Raw genomic sequence first — 14894 nt, forward strand, 5'->3', positions numbered from 1 at the left:
TACTCATGTCGGACTCCACACCCCTTGAACTGCCCGCCGGATTTGTCGCTCTGGTGGGTCAGCCCAACGTGGGCAAATCTACGCTGATGAACGCCGTGCTCGGCGTGAAGGTGGCCATCGCCACCTCCAAACCCCAGACCACGCGCAACCGCATCTTAGGGGTGCAGACCTTAAGTGGAAAGGGCCAGCTCTGCTTTGTGGACACCCCCGGCATCCACCAGGGGCCCAAGCGGCTCAACCGGGTGATGAACGAGGTCGCCCTGCAGAGCCTGCGCGAAGTCGACGTGGTCTGCCATATGGTCGACGCCGCAGCCCTCGCCGGCTGGCAGCGCCGCACTGGCCAGCAGGGGCTTCCGCCGGAGGAACGCTATGTCATTGAACGTCTCTCCCAGGCCGAGGTGCCCGCGCTGCTGGTGCTCAACAAGATCGACCAGATCAAAGATAAGAACCTCCTGCTCCCGATGATCGACGCGCTCACCGAGCGCACCGATTACGCCGCGGTCGTGCCACTCAGCGCGCTGACGGGTGAGCAGCTCGATGCCTTTGTGGAGACGGTGCTCGCGCAACTTCCTCACCAGGGGCTGCTCTTCCCGGAAGATATGCTCACCGACCAGGCCGAGCGTTTTCTGGCCGCGGAGTTTGTACGCGAGCAGGTCATGCTGCAGACCCGAAAAGAGATCCCCTACAGCGTGGCGGTGGAGGTCGAGCATTTTAATGAAGATGAGGCGCGCGACCTGCTTGAGATCTCGGCGGTGATTCACGTCGAGCGCGACAGCCAGAAGGGCATCATCATCGGGCAGGGCGGCCAGCGTATCAAAGCCATCGGGCAGGCTGCCCGCGCCGAACTGGAGCGCTTCTTTGGCCGCCAGGTCTTTTTAGAGACCTTCGTGCGCGTCGAGCCGCAGTGGAGCGAGAAGTCGCGCCACCTGCACCGTTTTGGTTACGAATAAAGAAAAGAGCAGCACCTCCGAAGTTCAACATGGCCGCGCGAATTGCGCCGCCGCACCATGCAAGTGACGAAACTACCATGGCCTTTATGATCGCCATCGTCGGCCGCCCCAACGTGGGGAAGAGCCGCCTCTTTAACCGCCTGATCGAGTCGCAGACCGCGATTGTGCACGACTTTGAGGGTGTGACCCGCGATCGCCAGTACGGCGATGGCGACTGGTTCGGCCGCCCCTTCACCGTGGTCGACACCGGTGGTTTTGTGCCGCGCTCCGAAGACCCGATGCTCGTGCAGATGCGCCACCAGGCGCAGCTGGCCGTCGATGAAGCCGACGCCATCATCTTTGTGGTCGACGGTCGCGCCGGGCTTGCCGGAGCCGACCAGGAGATTTTTGAGTTGCTGCGCACCACCGACAAACCGGTGTATCTGGCGGTCAACAAGATCGACACCTGGACCGGCCAGGAGCAGTTCCTTGCGGACTTCTATCAGCTGGGCGTGCCTCTTTACTCCCTGAGCGCGGAGCACGGCATTGGCCTCGACCCGCTGATGGACGACGTGATGGAGCACGCGCCCAAGGGCGAAGTGCTTAAAGACGAGCCTTTCGCGCGCATCGCCGTGGTGGGTAAGCCCAACGCCGGAAAATCCAGCACGATCAACGCCTTGCTGGGCGAAAACCGCCTGCTCACGAGCGATGTGGCCGGGACCACCCGCGACGCCATCGACACGATGGTGCGCGTCGACGGCAAAGAGTACCTGGTCATCGACACCGCCGGTCTTCGCCGCAAGCGCAGCATCAGCCAGCGCCTTGAGGAGTTCTCGGTGGTGCAGGCCATCCGCAGCATCGACCGCGCCGATGTGGCGCTGCTGGTGCTCGACGCCACCCAGCCCATCTCCACCCAGGACAAAAAGATCGCCTCGGTGGTGCAGAACCGCGGGCGCGGCTGCGTGATCCTCGTCAACAAATGGGATCTCGTCGAGAAAGACACCAACACCGCCGGCGAGTATGTGAAGTCGCTGCGGCAAGAGCTGCAGTTTGTGGATTATGCGCCGGTGATCTTTGTCTCGGCGCTCACCGGGCAGCGCGTGCACAAGATCCTCGGCGCGGTCGACACGGTCTTTGAGCAGTACACCCGACGCGTTCAGACCTCCGAGCTCAACCGCTTCCTGGAAGGGGCCGTGGCCCGGCACTCGCCGCCGATGCACGGCAACCGCCGCGCGAAGTTCTTCTACATCTCGCAGGTCGCCACCCGCCCGCCGACCTTTATGTTCTCGGTCAACTATGTTGACGCGGTGGCGCCCTCGTACCGGAAGTATCTGGAGAACCAGCTGCGCGAGGCCTACACCTTTGAAGGGGTGCCCCTTCGCACGGTGCTGCGCCCGCGTCAGCAACGCGAACGCGATTAAATGACTTAAGGCCACGGGAGTGGAGCGGTGTCCAGGATCATCTGCTCGGAGTTTGAGCTCGTCGCGCCCATCGGCAAGGGGGGGATGGGCCAGGTGTGGGAGGGGCGCCACCTGGCCAGCCGGGTGGATGTGGCCGTCAAGATCCTGCACCCGGAGGTTGTGACCGACGCAGAGTATCGGCGCACCTTTGAGGCGGAGCTGCGCGCGGTCGCCGCGCTGGATCATCCCAACATCGTCACGCTGCTCGACTACGGCAGTGTGGCGGCCTCGACCGCACGTCAGTCGGGGGGAGCGCTCGTGGAGGGATGCCCCTACCTTGTGATGGAGTACGCGCGAGGTGGGGCGCTGATCGATCACTTGAGCCACATGGAGTGGCCGGAGCTCAAAGCATTGCTTCTGCAGATGCTCGACGCGCTGGCCCACGCCCACGCCCGTGGGCTGATTCACCGCGACCTTAAACCCGAAAATGTTCTTGTAGGATGCGGCCCGGACTGGTCTCTGAAGTTGACGGATTTTGGGCTGGTGCATGTCGACTCGACCTTTGATGACGAGGGTAAGGTCGGCAAGGTCTGGGGCACGCCGCAGTACATGGCGCCGGAGCAGCTGCGCGGCTTCTGGCGCGACTACGGCCCCTGGACCGATCTTTACGGTCTGGGCTGCATGGCCTACGAGCTGGTGAGCGCGTGCTGGCCTTTTGAGGGGGCTTCCCCCTGGCAGATCGCGGCGCGTCACCTCAAGGAGCCCGTCCCTGCGCTGAAGCCTCGTTTTGAGGTCCCCGAGGGGCTGCAGGCCTGGGTGGAGAAGATGATGGCCAAGCGCACCTGCGATCGTTTCCAGCGTGCTGCCGATGCGGCCTGGGCGCTCGCGAACCTGACATTGCCGGGGGAAGGTGAGGCGGGCGGACCGCTCTTTGATGCGGCGGTCAGCTGGTATGATCGCGAGCGCGATGCTGACGATGCGTTTCGAGCGTCGCATACTACCGTCATTCTGCCCCATTTACATGCCGGCGCGACGCGGCGCTCCTCGACGGCTTCGCTCAACGCGGGGGATTGGGGCGATGCGCTCGAAGAGGCCGCGGCCACATGTGATGAGCCGGTGAGCCCGGGGCCGCCGCTGCCGCTGAGCTGGCGTCGGGGGCAGGAGGCGGCGATCTCCAATGAGCTTATCGGGATCAGCCTGGGGCTCTTTGGTCTGCGTGCGATCCCGCTGGTCGATCGCGAAGAGGAGCGTGACAAGCTCTGGAGCCTGCTGCACGGCGTTCATCGCAGCCGGCGAGCGCGGATGGTGCTGATTGAGGGTGCGGCCGGCACGGGGAAGTCGCAGCTGGCGAGGTGGCTTTGCGAGCGGGCGGAAGAGGTCGGGGGGGCGGTGGCGCTGGAGGCCTGGCATAGCCCGGTGCAGGGGCCGCGCGACGGCATCGTCCCGATGCTCTCGCGCCATCTGGGCTGTGTGCATCTTCCGCCGGGCGATGCGCTCAGCCGTCTGGAGCGCGTCTGTGCCCCGCTGGATGTTAACAACCCGCGCATGCTTCAAGGACTCGCCCAGCTGGTCGCCGCACCTGAGCGGAAGACTGAGGGCGCGAAATCGATGCGCCTGACCACCCAGAGCGACCGCTTCTCGGTGATCTACCATTACCTCAAACGCCTGGCAGCACAGCGCCCTGTGATCCTCTGGCTCGATGACGTGGCCTGGGGGCAGGAAGCCATCGATCTTGCGGGCTACATCGACGTGATGCAGACGCATGACCCTGCGGCGATCCTGGTCGTCATGACCGCGCGCACCGAAGCTCTGACTGAACGCACAGCCGAGCAACATGTGCTCGGCGCGCTTGAGCAGCGCGGGATGTTGAGGCTTCCCCTGGACGCGCTCGCGACGGAGGACGGTGAGGCGCTGGTGCGGACGTTGCTACGCCTTGATCATGAGCTCGCTGAACATGTGCTTCAACGCGTCGGCGGGGTACCGCTCTTTGCGGTGCAGCTGGTCGCAGACTGGGTCGCGCGCGGCAAGCTGGTGATGGGACGTGAGGGCTTTGTGCTTCGCCCCGGCGCCGACATCGCGATCCCCGATGGTCTTCATGCGCTCTGGGATGAACGCGTGCGCGCCTTCGCCGGTCCGATCGATGGCCCGGTGATTCAGCAGCTCGAAGTGGCCGCCACCCTGGGAGTTGTCATTGAACTTGAGGAGCTCCGGGCGGTCTGCGAGCGCGCCGGGTTGCCCGCCCCCGACGACCTGGGGCCTCGCCTCACCGACGCCAGCCTCGCCCAGCGCCACGACGAGGGCTGGCGCTTTGCGCACGGTCTTCTCCAGGAGAGTCTGGAGCGCTCCGCACGCGAAGCAGGCCGCTGGCCACGCTGGAACCAGGCCGCCGCCGATGTTCTGGAGCAGCGCTATTCCTTAAGTGCCCCCGGCGTCGCCGAGCGCGTCGCCTGGCACTGGATCGAGGGGCACCGTGCCGACCGCGCGATGACGCCGCTGAGGTTTGCCATCGCCCAGGCCATTCAGCGCAGCGAATATCCTCACGCCGAGGAGCTTATCGCCTGGCGAGAGGGGTTGGCCGAAAGCCTCGAAGAGCGCACCGGCCGCCGCGCCGCGCTGCAATGCGCCGTCGACCGCGCCTGGCTCGCCGCGGCGCGCGCCGACTACGGCCTCTGCCGTGCGCTCGCAGAGACCGCCCAGCGTCAGGCGGCCACACTTGGCTTCAACGGCGTTGCTGCCGAGGCCGCCAGCTGGGCCGGCGTGGCCGCACGCCATGCCGGCGATCTGGAGCGCGCGCAAAGCCTGCTCAAGCAGGCCCGCGACGTCTTTAAAGCGCGCTCGGCCTCCCGGGAGCTCGCCCGTGTCGAGCTGGAAGGCGGCCGAGTTGCCGAGCTCAGTGGAGACCTCGACGCGGCCCATCGGCGCCTGGAGCGCGCCCGCGACGCATACGCCCGTCAGGGCGATGCCTACGGTCAGGCGCGCGCGCTCAACGCCCTGGGTGATGTCGCCCGCAAAGCCGGCGATGTCGAGGCATCCCGCGTCGCGACGGTCGAGGCGATGCGTCTCTTTGAGAGCGTCGGCAACCTCAGCGGGGTCGCCGACTGCCTCAATGACCTGGCCGAACGAAGTCGCCTGCAGGGACATCTGGAGCGCGCCCGCGAGCGCGCCGAAGAGGCGCTTAAACTCTATGAGGCGATGGGCTCCAATGAGCAGTTCGCGGTGCGTCTGAACCTCGCGCTCATCGCGTTGCGCAGCGGTGACCCCTCGCGCGCGCTGCACCTCTGCGCTCCGCTCGACGATGCATTTGAGCGCGCAGCTCAGGTGGCCCCCCGCGCCCAGGTGCTCGCGACCACGCTGGCCGCCCAGGCCCGGCTGGGCCGCTGGCGAGAGCTTTTGGCCACCATCTCCACGCGCGACCCCGTGCTTTGCGGAGCGGCCCTCAACGCCTTCGGCGTCTATGAGCTCTTTGAGGAGGCCTGCGAGGTTGCCAATGTTCACGGGCAAACGGAGGTGGTCGAGGCGTTGCGCCGCCTTATGAAGAACCTGCACGGGGACTTCGACGGGCTCAACATCGAGTCGAGCAGGGTGAGCGACGAGCCTCAATGAGCCACGGCGACTATTATCAGGAACTCTCGCGTGCCCGCGAACCGGCGCAGCGCGCTGGCTGGCGCCATCGCCTGGAGCAGTGGTTGCGCTTTGAGCTGACCTGCGCCGCGCTCCGACCGCACCCCGGCGACCACATCGTGGATCTGGGATGCGGCCCGGCGGCTCTCGCCGCCTACCTTCATCCTCATCCCGCCCGATACCTGGGAGTTGAGCGCCACCCCGCAGTCGTCGACCACGCTCGCCAGACGCTCGCCACACTGAGCTCCGACGCCAACCTTTTGCACGCCGACCTCTTCGACCCACGGGTCGACGCCGCCGGCCCCTTTACGCTCGCCATCGCCATCGGCGCGCTGGTCGACGGCCGCGCCTCCACCCGGGCTCAACGCGCCGAGCGTGCCAGCGCCCACGTGCGTCGCGTACTGGAGCTGGCCGGGCAGGGCGCGGCGCTCTTTGTGCTCGACCAGACCGCGCTCGACGCCGACCCGATCCGTAGCCTGGAGCCGGCGCTGCTGGGCATCCACGAGCACGAGCTCCGCGCGATCGCCACAGAACTCTCCCAACCCTTGACCCTCGCTCAGCCTATCGCCGGCGAGTGGATGGTGCTCGCGGGCGCGCGCCCGGCCAACTTCGACGCCCTGGCCGAACGCGCGACCTGCGGCGAGCGCGTCCTCGAGCGTTGGCGGGCCGCCGGTGGCCACGACCCGGCCGACCACACCTGGCTGTGGTGGGTCGCCGGCGAGCACAGCCGTGCCTTTGACGCCTTCGCAAAGGTGCCGCTGAATCATCCCCGCCATGCGCTGCTTAAAGCGCGTCTGGAGCTGATGGACGCGTAAGGTGGGAGGCTAGCTCAGTGCGGCGCGTGCTGCGCCAGCTGCCGCGTCTGCACACTGCTGCGCAGCGTCTGCTGCTCCGGTCGCACCGGCAAATACACCGTGAAGAGCGAGCCGCGCCCCTCTTCGCTGTCGACCTTGATGTAGCCCCCGTGCATCTCGGCAAAACGTTTGGCAACCGCCAGCCCCAGCCCGATCCCCCGCTTATTAAACTCGAACTGCCCCGAGGAGTGGTGGCCGGTGTTAAAGGTGCTGAAAAACACGTCGAAGATCTGCGCGATGTCGTCGTCGGAGATTCCCACGCCGCTGTCGCGCACCGTCAACGCCAGCACCTCCGGATCGTCGGAGAGCCCGATATCCAGCGTGATGACCTGATCGTCGTACGAGAACTTGATCGCGTTCATCAGCAGGTTCAGGCACATGTCGTTGAGCTTATCTTCGTCGGCCAGAATGCTCTGAGCCTCCGGCGCAACGACGGTCTCCAGGCGCTGATTTCGTTTCTGAAGAAAGGGATCAAGCTGGTCCTGCAGCGAGTCCACGAACTTACGCACGTCTACCCACTCCAGATCCAGCGCCTCACCGGACCCGTCATCGCCGAGCATCTTAAAGATGCGGTTGGAGATATTCTTGAGCCGCACCGCGCTCGAATCGATCCCGCTGAGCGCCTTGGACGCCACCGAGGAAAGGTCTTCGCCAAGCTCTTTACGCAGCAGGAAGGTGTAGCCAAACACGATCGCAATTGGGGTGTTCAGCTCGTGGCTGACCACCTCCATAAAGACGTTTTTGACCCGATCGAGCAGCTTGAGCTCTTCGTTGGCAGCGCTCAAGAGCGCGTTCTGCTCTTCGAGCTGCTCGTTGGCCTCGCGCAGCTGCGCCATCAACTCTCGCCGCTCCCGCTGCGCCCGGTAATACTCAAAGGCCTGCGCCACAAATAGGCGCAGCTCCACCGGCTTCCAGGGCTTGGAGATGTAGCGGTAGACGTGCCCCTCGTTGATCGCGTCGATGACGTCGGAAATGTTGGAGTAGCCCGTAAAAAGCACCCGCACGATCTCGGGGTGGTCCTCGCGCAGCTCGGCCAGAAACTCAATGCCCGACATCTTCGGCATGCGCTGGTCGGTCATCACCACCTGCACGTCGTGCGCGGCGATGAGCTTGAGCGCTTCCTCCACCGACTGGGCGGTGAGCACGGTGTATTCTTTACGAAAAAGGCGCGCGATCGCGTCGAGGATATCCGGCTCGTCGTCGACCACCAGAAAGGTCCCCCGAGACTGCGCACCCGTAAAGCTGGTCATAACATCACCCGTTGAGCGCTCGGACTCAGGGGGGCTGCCCCTGAGCGCGGTTGCCGCGCGCGGGTCGCAGGTTCAAGGCGACCGGGCTGCTGCGCCGCGGAACGTAGGTCAGTGTCGAAGTGAAGCGAAGACTAACAGATGCTCCCCCGGCGTAAAAGGCGTATTGAACACCCCGACCTCACTTATTGCTACGTCTAAGCACTTGCCATTTGGCAGGGTTAAACACAGGCAGGGCTCAGACTGTGAATCAAACAGTCTGAGCCCCTGAAATATTTAGCCTTCGCCTTCTTCCAGCAGCTTCAAGAAGGTCGACTCGCCAATGATCGCGATGTTGCCGCCCTCGGCGTTGAACTTCTCCGCCTTCTTGAGCTTGCTCGAGCGCCAGCCGCCCTCAAAGCGCTCCATATCGGCGTCGCCCATCACCAGGTAGTCCAGATCTTTGACCACCGAGGAGGGGCAGTCGCCTCCGCGTTTTTCGACCTCGGCCTGCGCGTCTTTGCGCGTCATCGACTCCATCGCGCCCGTAAAGAGCACGCGCTTTCCGGCCAGCGGCGAACCTTCCACCGCCGGCGCCTCCCGCGGGGTGGGGAAGACCAGCGTGATATGCTCCAGCAGATCGTCGATAAGCTCGGCGTTCTCCTGCAACCCGCGGGTCACCGACTCGGCGATCACCTCGCCAATGGTGTGCACCTCGGCAAACGCCTCGGCCTCCACCGCGCGAATCGCCTCCATCGAGTCGTAGCGCTCGGCGAGTATGGCGCTGACGTGTTTGCCGAGCTCATGGATGCCGAGCGCCTGCAAGAACTTCTCGACCTCCACCTCTTTGCGGCCGCCAATACGCTCAATGAGCTTGTTGGCCAGAATCTCGCCGACGCGCTTCAGCCCCATCAGCTCCGAGGCGCTCAGCGTAAAGAGGTCCACCGGCGAGGTGACGAGCTCGGCGTCGTAGAGCTGCTCGAGGAGTTTCGGGCCAAAGCCTTTGATCTCCATGCGGCTCACAAAATGCTCGATCTGGCGGATCTTTGCAGCGCGGCAGTTCTCGCTGTGGTTGGCCATCAGCACGTCGTTTTGCCGCTCGGTGGGCGCGCCGCACTCCGGGCACGCGCTCGGGATCGCGACGGGCTCATCGCCTCCCTCCAGCACCCGCTCCAGGTTGGGGATGACCCCGCCTCGGCGCATCATCAGCACTTTCGATCCGAGCTTCAGGCCTTCCTCACCGCCCAGGTGCTCCATAATCGCCAGGTTATGCAGGCTCACCCGGGTCACCGTCGCGCCGGAGAGCACCACCGGATCGACGATGCCCACCGGGTTGATCGCCCCGGTGCGCGAGACGTTCCACACCACATCGCGCAGCACGCTCTCGCCAGCGTCCCCCTGAAACTTATAGGCGATGGCCCAGCGCGGGTGATGCGCGGTCGAACCCAGGCGTTTTTGCTCGGCGATGCTGTTGGCTTTGTACACGACCCCGTCGGTCTCATAGCCCAGCTGCCCGCGACGCTTCGAGATATCGTCGTAGGTGGCCTGAATCGCCTCGTCACTGACCTGAAACGTCTCCGGCGTCTCAAATCCCAGCGCCTTGAGCCGCGCCATCTTCTCGGCTTCGCTCTCAAAGGTCTCGCCAAGCAGGTCAAAGGCGAAGAAGCGCAGCTCGTAGTCCGCGGTCTTTTCCGGATCTTTGAGTTTAAGTGCGCCCGCGGTCAGATTTCGGGGGCTGGCGTAATCGTGCTTAAACTTCCGCTCAAACACCTCCACCGGCATATAGGCCTCGCCGCGCACCTCAATCGAAGACGCGTCGACCTTCAGCGGCAGCTTCTTAATGCGTTTGACCTGCTCGGTGATCACCTCGCCGACGGTGCCCGTACCCCGGGTCGCCGCCACGCTCAGCCGACCCTGGGCGTCGTAGCGAAAACATCCGGCAACGCCGTCGACCTTGGGCGTCACAACCACATCCCCCTCGAACTTCTCATACCACTTCAGAAGGGTGGCCTCGTCGTACGCCTTATCCAGCGAGAGCATCGGCGGATCGTGGGTGAGCTTCTCGGCGTTCGGGTCGATCGCGTCGACGTCGGCGCCGGCCGGCCCGATCTGATCGAGTACCTCGCTCGACGGCGCCTTTCGACGCAGCGCCTCCACCAGACGATCAAACGACTCATCGCTGATCTCCGGAGCGTCATCCACCCAGTATTTGCGGTTGTGGTAACGCACCTGCTCTTCGAGCTCTTCAATCGAAAGGTCTTCCCAGGTTGGGGCGCTCATCTTTACTGCTCCACGTCATCGGGTCTGCACTGCATTCTATCTCGCCGGCTGCCGCCACCGGGCACGACCGGGAGTTATGGCGCGAGCCGGGCGTTTGCTCAAGGCTGATCCCTGCGACGCGACGCTGGCAGCGCGTGCTTTCTCGAAAATAGTGCTCGGAGCGGAAAGAAAGTCCGATACCCGGCCGTTACCCGCGTAACCCGAGCCCCGCAGGGTGAGGTTTTGTGTTAATCCGTACAAAAGTGTATGGAATGGTCGAAAGCACCTTGAATGCGTACGTTTGAGTATGCTATCGAGCCGCCCAGCGCACACGGCGCTTAGAGTTAGTTGAGTCCCCTCCAGAAGACCGAGGTTTCGATGAAGATCACAGCGCTTGAAGAATACGGGCTGCGCTGCATGCTCCGGGTGGCCGAACAGCCTCCTGGCGAGTCGATCTCGGCGCAGGCTGTGGCCGACCTGGAGGGAATGTCGCTGCCTTACACCCAGAAGATTTTGCGCACCCTCTCCCAGGGCGGCCTTATCGACTCGCGCCGCGGCGCCCAGGGCGGCTTCCTGCTGGCCGCGCCCGCCGACGAGGTCAGCCTGGGCGATGTGATCCGCGTGCTCGGTGGCCTCTTTGAGGTCGAAGAGATCTGCGAGCGACACACCGGCGAGTTGGAGCGGTGTGCGCGAGGCTGCGGCTGCTCGATTCGACCGGTCTGGTCGTACATTTCCAACTTTGTCATTGAGACCCTCGACGGGATCTCGTTGGCCACGCTCCTGGCAGACGAAGCCAGCGTGCGTCGCCACCTGAGCCGTCAGCACCTTACGCACTCCGAGCGGCCTTCGACCCAGAGCTCTTCACACTGAGCTTCAACACACCTTCAGGCACGCTCCCCAGGCATCACCAACCCCGAGGTAAGACGATGAGTTCAAATATCGAGTCCATGCTGGATCGCCCCTATAAGTACGGGTTCGTCTCGGACATTGAGACCGAGACGATCCCCCCGGGGCTCAACGAAGACGTCATCCGTCTGATATCGGCCAAGAAGAACGAGCCGGAGTTCATGCTTGAGTTCCGCCTCAAGGCCTACCGTCACTGGCTCACCCTGGAGGAGCCCGAGTGGGCCAACGTCCACTACGAGAAGCCCAACTTCGACGACATCATCTATTATGCTGCCCCCAAAGAGAAAGAGAAGAAGGCCAGCCTCGATGAGGTCGACCCCGACATCCTCGACGTCTACGAGAAGCTCGGCATCCCGCTCCACGAGCAGAAGATGCTGCAGAACGTCGCCGTCGACGCCGTCTTCGACTCGGTCTCGGTAGCCACGACCTTCAAGAAGCGTCTGAGCGAAGCGGGCGTCATCTTCTGCTCCTTCTCCGAGGCGGCCCGTGAGCACCCCGAGCTCATCAAGAAGTACCTCGGCTCGGTCGTGCCCTACACCGACAACTTCTACGCCGCGCTCAACTCGGCGGTCTTCACCGACGGCTCCTTTGTCTTCGTGCCCAAAGGCGTACGCTGCCCGATGGAGCTCTCGACCTACTTCCGCATCAACACCCAGAACACCGGGCAGTTTGAGCGTACGCTCATCGTCTGCGAAGACGGCGGCCACGTCAGCTACCTGGAAGGGTGCACCGCCCCGCAGTTCGACACCAACCAGCTGCACGCAGCGGTCGTCGAACTCGTGGCCCTCGATGATGCCGAAATCAAATACTCCACCGTCCAGAATTGGTACGCCGGCGACGAGGAAGGCAAGGGCGGCATCTACAACTTCGTGACCAAGCGCGGCCTCTGCGCCGGTCGCCGCTCCAAGATCTCCTGGACCCAGGTGGAGACCGGCTCGGCCATCACCTGGAAGTATCCCTCCTGCATCCTCAAAGGGGATGAGTCCATCGGCGAATTTTACTCGGTGGCGCTGACCAACAACATGCAGCAGGCCGACACCGGCACCAAGATGGTGCACATCGGCAAAAATACCCGCTCCACCATCATCTCCAAGGGCATCTCGGCGGGCCGCTCGCAGAACAGCTACCGCGGCCTGGTCAAAATTACCCCCGGCGCCGACGGCGCGCGCAACTACTCCGAATGCGACTCCATGCTCATCGGCGACCGTTGCGGCGCGCACACCTTCCCTTACATCGATGTGCGCAACCCCACCGGCAAAGTGGAGCACGAGGCCTCGACCTCGCGCATCGGTGAGGACCAGATTTTCTACTTCCAGCAGCGCGGCATCGAGATGGAAGACGCCATCTCCATGATCATCAACGGCTTCTGCAAAGACGTCTTCCAGGAGCTCCCGATGGAGTTCGCCGTCGAGGCTCAGGCCCTTCTCGGCATCAAACTCGAAGGTTCGGTGGGCTAAGCCCCACATAGTATCCCGCGGAACCGGCCCACAGGCCGCCGCCCGCTCCATCTTCAAACGTGACGAGCGCGTCGTTTCCCGACCGCGCTCTTAAATCGAAGGACGCACTATGCTACTGCAAGTCAAAGATCTACGAGCCACGGTTGGCGACGAGACGATCCTCAAAGGTGTCAACCTCACCGTGAATCCCGGAGAAGTGCACGCGATCATGGGCCCTAACGGCAGCGGCAAAAGCACGCTGACCAAGGTCCTCGCTGGCCACCCCTCCTACGAAGTCACCGGCGGCGAAGTCACCTTCGAGGGCAACGACCTCTTTGAGCTTGAAGCCGACGAGCGCGCCCGCGCCGGACTCTTCCTGGCCTTCCAGTACCCGGTCGAAGTCCCCGGCGTCACCAACGCCGCCTTCCTCCGTCAGGCCTACAACGCCAAACAGACCGCCAACGGCCTCGATGAGCTCGACCCGCTGGAGTTCGACGACTACGTCCGCGAGCGCATGAAGCTCGTCGAGATGGATCCGGCCTTTCTCAACCGCAGCGTCAACGTTGGCTTCTCCGGTGGGGAGAAAAAGCGCAACGAAATCCTGCAGATGGCCGTGCTTAACCCCCGCGTCGCCCTCCTCGACGAGACCGACAGCGGTCTGGACATCGACGCGCTGCGCGTGGTCGCCAACGGCATCAACGCCCTCTCCAACGAAGGTAACGCCGTGGTGCTCGTGACCCACTACCAGCGCCTCCTCAACTACGTGCAGCCTGACTACGTTCACGTCATGGCCGGCGGTCAGCTCGTCAAGTCCGGCGGCAAAGAGCTCGCCCTTGAGCTCGAAGAGCGTGGCTACGACTGGATCCTGGAAGAGCAAGGAGCGGCATGAGCGCGCTAAAAAACACCACAGAGCAGCACCCCTTCATCGGTGAGTCGCTCGCTCAGCCCGGCCCCCTGGCAGACCAGGGGCTCCCCGGCTGGTGGGCGGCGTTGCGCACCGAATCGCTCGGGCGCATCACCTCCATCGACGTGCCCACTTCCCGTCATGAGGAGTGGCGCTTCATCAAGCCGGCCACCATCTTCGACACGGAGTTCATCTCTCCGGACGACGTCAGCTTCGAGCCCGACGATGAGGCCATCGACGCCATCAAGCTCGCCGAAGACTGCGCCGCGACGCTCGTCTACATCAACGGGCGCTTCGACAGCACCCGCTCCTCGGTGGCCGAGCTGCCCGAAGGCGTCGTGATCGCCGACTGGAGCCAGATCCTCGACCACGACCAGATCGATACTCTGGCGGAGTATGTCGGCACCAACGACTACTTCAACAACGACGTCTTCTACGAAGTTAACACCGCCCAGTTTGGTCACGGCGCGGTCGTGCTCGTGCCTCGCGGCAAGGTCGTCGAGAAGCCGATCCACCTGCTCTTTCTCACCACCGGTGAGAAGGGCGCGGTGCACGCCAACCCCCGAAACCTCATCGTCGCCGGAGAGAGCGCACAGCTCACTGTGGTCGAGGAGTACCGCGGGGCAGGGGAGGGCGCCTACCTCAACAACGTTGTCGACGAAGTTATCGTCGGCGCCAACGCCGACGTGAAGCACTTTAAAGTGCAGCGCGAATCCACCGACGCCTTCCACGTCGCTCGTAACCTGGTGACCTTGTCTCAAGACGCCCGCTACATCTCCACGGCCGTCACCCTGGGCGCGGCGCTCTCCCGCAACGACTCCTACGCCCGCTACGTCGGTCAGAACATCGACTGCACCCTCGACGGGCTCGCACTCGTGCGCGGCAACCAGGTCGCCGACACCCACACCGCCATCGACCACGCGCTGCCCAACTCGCGCAGCTACCAGCTCCACAAGACCATCGTGGACGACCGTGCCCACACGGTGTTCAACGGTAAGATTTTTGTCCGCGAGGACGCCCAGAACACCCGCTCCGAGCAGCTCAACCAGAACCTCATCCTCTCGGCTCGGGGTCACGTCGACACCAAGCCCCAGCTTGAGATTCTAGCCGACGATGTCGTCTGCTCCCACGGCGCCACCGTCGGGCAACTCGAAGACGAGCAGCTCTTCTACTTGCAGAGCCGCGGCATCGACGAGGCGAAGGCACGCAACCTTCTCACCTTTGCCTTCGCCGCCGAAGTCATCGAGACCATCACCGTCGCATCGGTGCGCGAATCCCTGGCCGACGCCGTGATCGCCTCCACCGACACCGGGCTCTAAGCAACACACGGGCCCGGGCAGCCGCCCGGGCCCAACGAGG

10 protein-coding genes are annotated in these 14894 nt (G+C 64.0%); 8 read left to right on the plus strand and 2 right to left on the minus strand.

Going from position 1 to position 14894, the window contains the following annotated elements:
* Positions 1 to 5 precede the first annotated feature (5 nt).
* From era to FRC98_RS03135, 4 genes are all read left to right on the plus strand, one after another.
* Entirely contained in the window at positions 6 to 950 is a 945-nt protein-coding gene (gene era / locus FRC98_RS03120; RefSeq protein WP_146979829.1) for a GTPase Era, read from the plus strand.
* Between the two features lie 77 nt (positions 951 to 1027).
* Positions 1028 to 2350 (plus strand): ribosome biogenesis GTPase Der, encoded by a 1323-nt coding sequence (gene der, locus FRC98_RS03125; RefSeq protein ID WP_146979830.1) that lies wholly within the window; start codon positions 1028 to 1030, stop codon positions 2348 to 2350.
* 27 nt (positions 2351 to 2377) lie between these two features.
* Positions 2378 to 5932 carry a serine/threonine-protein kinase gene (locus FRC98_RS03130; RefSeq protein ID WP_146979831.1) on the plus strand — a complete coding sequence of 1185 codons (3555 nt, stop codon included), beginning with the start codon at positions 2378 to 2380 and terminating at the stop codon, positions 5930 to 5932.
* Entirely contained in the window at positions 5929 to 6765 is an 837-nt protein-coding gene (locus FRC98_RS03135; RefSeq protein WP_146979832.1) for a class I SAM-dependent methyltransferase, read from the plus strand. Before FRC98_RS03130 ends, FRC98_RS03135 begins: the two co-directional genes overlap by 4 nt.
* 14 nt (positions 6766 to 6779) lie before the next feature.
* On the opposite strand, the gene FRC98_RS03140 is transcribed toward FRC98_RS03135, so the two are convergent.
* Both FRC98_RS03140 and ligA read right to left on the minus strand, forming a co-directional pair.
* Entirely contained in the window at positions 6780 to 8054 is a 1275-nt protein-coding gene (locus FRC98_RS03140; protein ID WP_146979833.1) for a hybrid sensor histidine kinase/response regulator, read from the minus strand.
* A gap of 273 nt (positions 8055 to 8327) precedes the next feature.
* On the minus strand, positions 8328 to 10310 hold the full coding sequence (ligA, locus tag FRC98_RS03145; protein ID WP_146979834.1) for an NAD-dependent DNA ligase LigA: 1983 nt from the start codon (positions 10308 to 10310) through the stop codon (positions 8328 to 8330).
* A 357-nt stretch (positions 10311 to 10667) separates the two neighbouring features.
* Between ligA and FRC98_RS03150 the strand changes: the two genes are divergently transcribed.
* The 4 genes from FRC98_RS03150 (at position 10668) to sufD (ending at position 14854) form a co-directional block, all read left to right on the plus strand.
* The gene (locus FRC98_RS03150; protein WP_146979835.1) at positions 10668 to 11159 is read left to right on the plus strand and encodes an RrF2 family transcriptional regulator; all 492 of its coding nucleotides are present in this window, start codon (positions 10668 to 10670) and stop codon (positions 11157 to 11159) included.
* A 56-nt stretch (positions 11160 to 11215) separates the two neighbouring features.
* A complete protein-coding gene (gene sufB, locus FRC98_RS03155) occupies positions 11216 to 12652 on the plus strand; it encodes a Fe-S cluster assembly protein SufB (protein WP_146979836.1) in 1437 nt (478 codons plus the stop codon).
* A gap of 109 nt (positions 12653 to 12761) precedes the next feature.
* Complete coding sequence (sufC, locus tag FRC98_RS03160; protein WP_146979837.1) at positions 12762 to 13520, plus strand: Fe-S cluster assembly ATPase SufC; 759 nt, start codon at positions 12762 to 12764, stop codon at positions 13518 to 13520.
* Positions 13517 to 14854, plus strand: a complete 1338-nt coding sequence (gene sufD, locus FRC98_RS03165) for a Fe-S cluster assembly protein SufD (RefSeq protein ID WP_146979838.1) — start codon at positions 13517 to 13519, stop codon at positions 14852 to 14854. Before sufC ends, sufD begins: the two co-directional genes overlap by 4 nt.
* Positions 14855 to 14894 lie beyond the last annotated feature (40 nt).

Origin of the sequence: Lujinxingia vulgaris, from assembly GCF_007997015.1 — a bacterium.
In the GTDB taxonomy this organism is placed as follows: Bacteria; Myxococcota_A; Bradymonadia; order Bradymonadales; family Bradymonadaceae; genus Lujinxingia; species Lujinxingia vulgaris.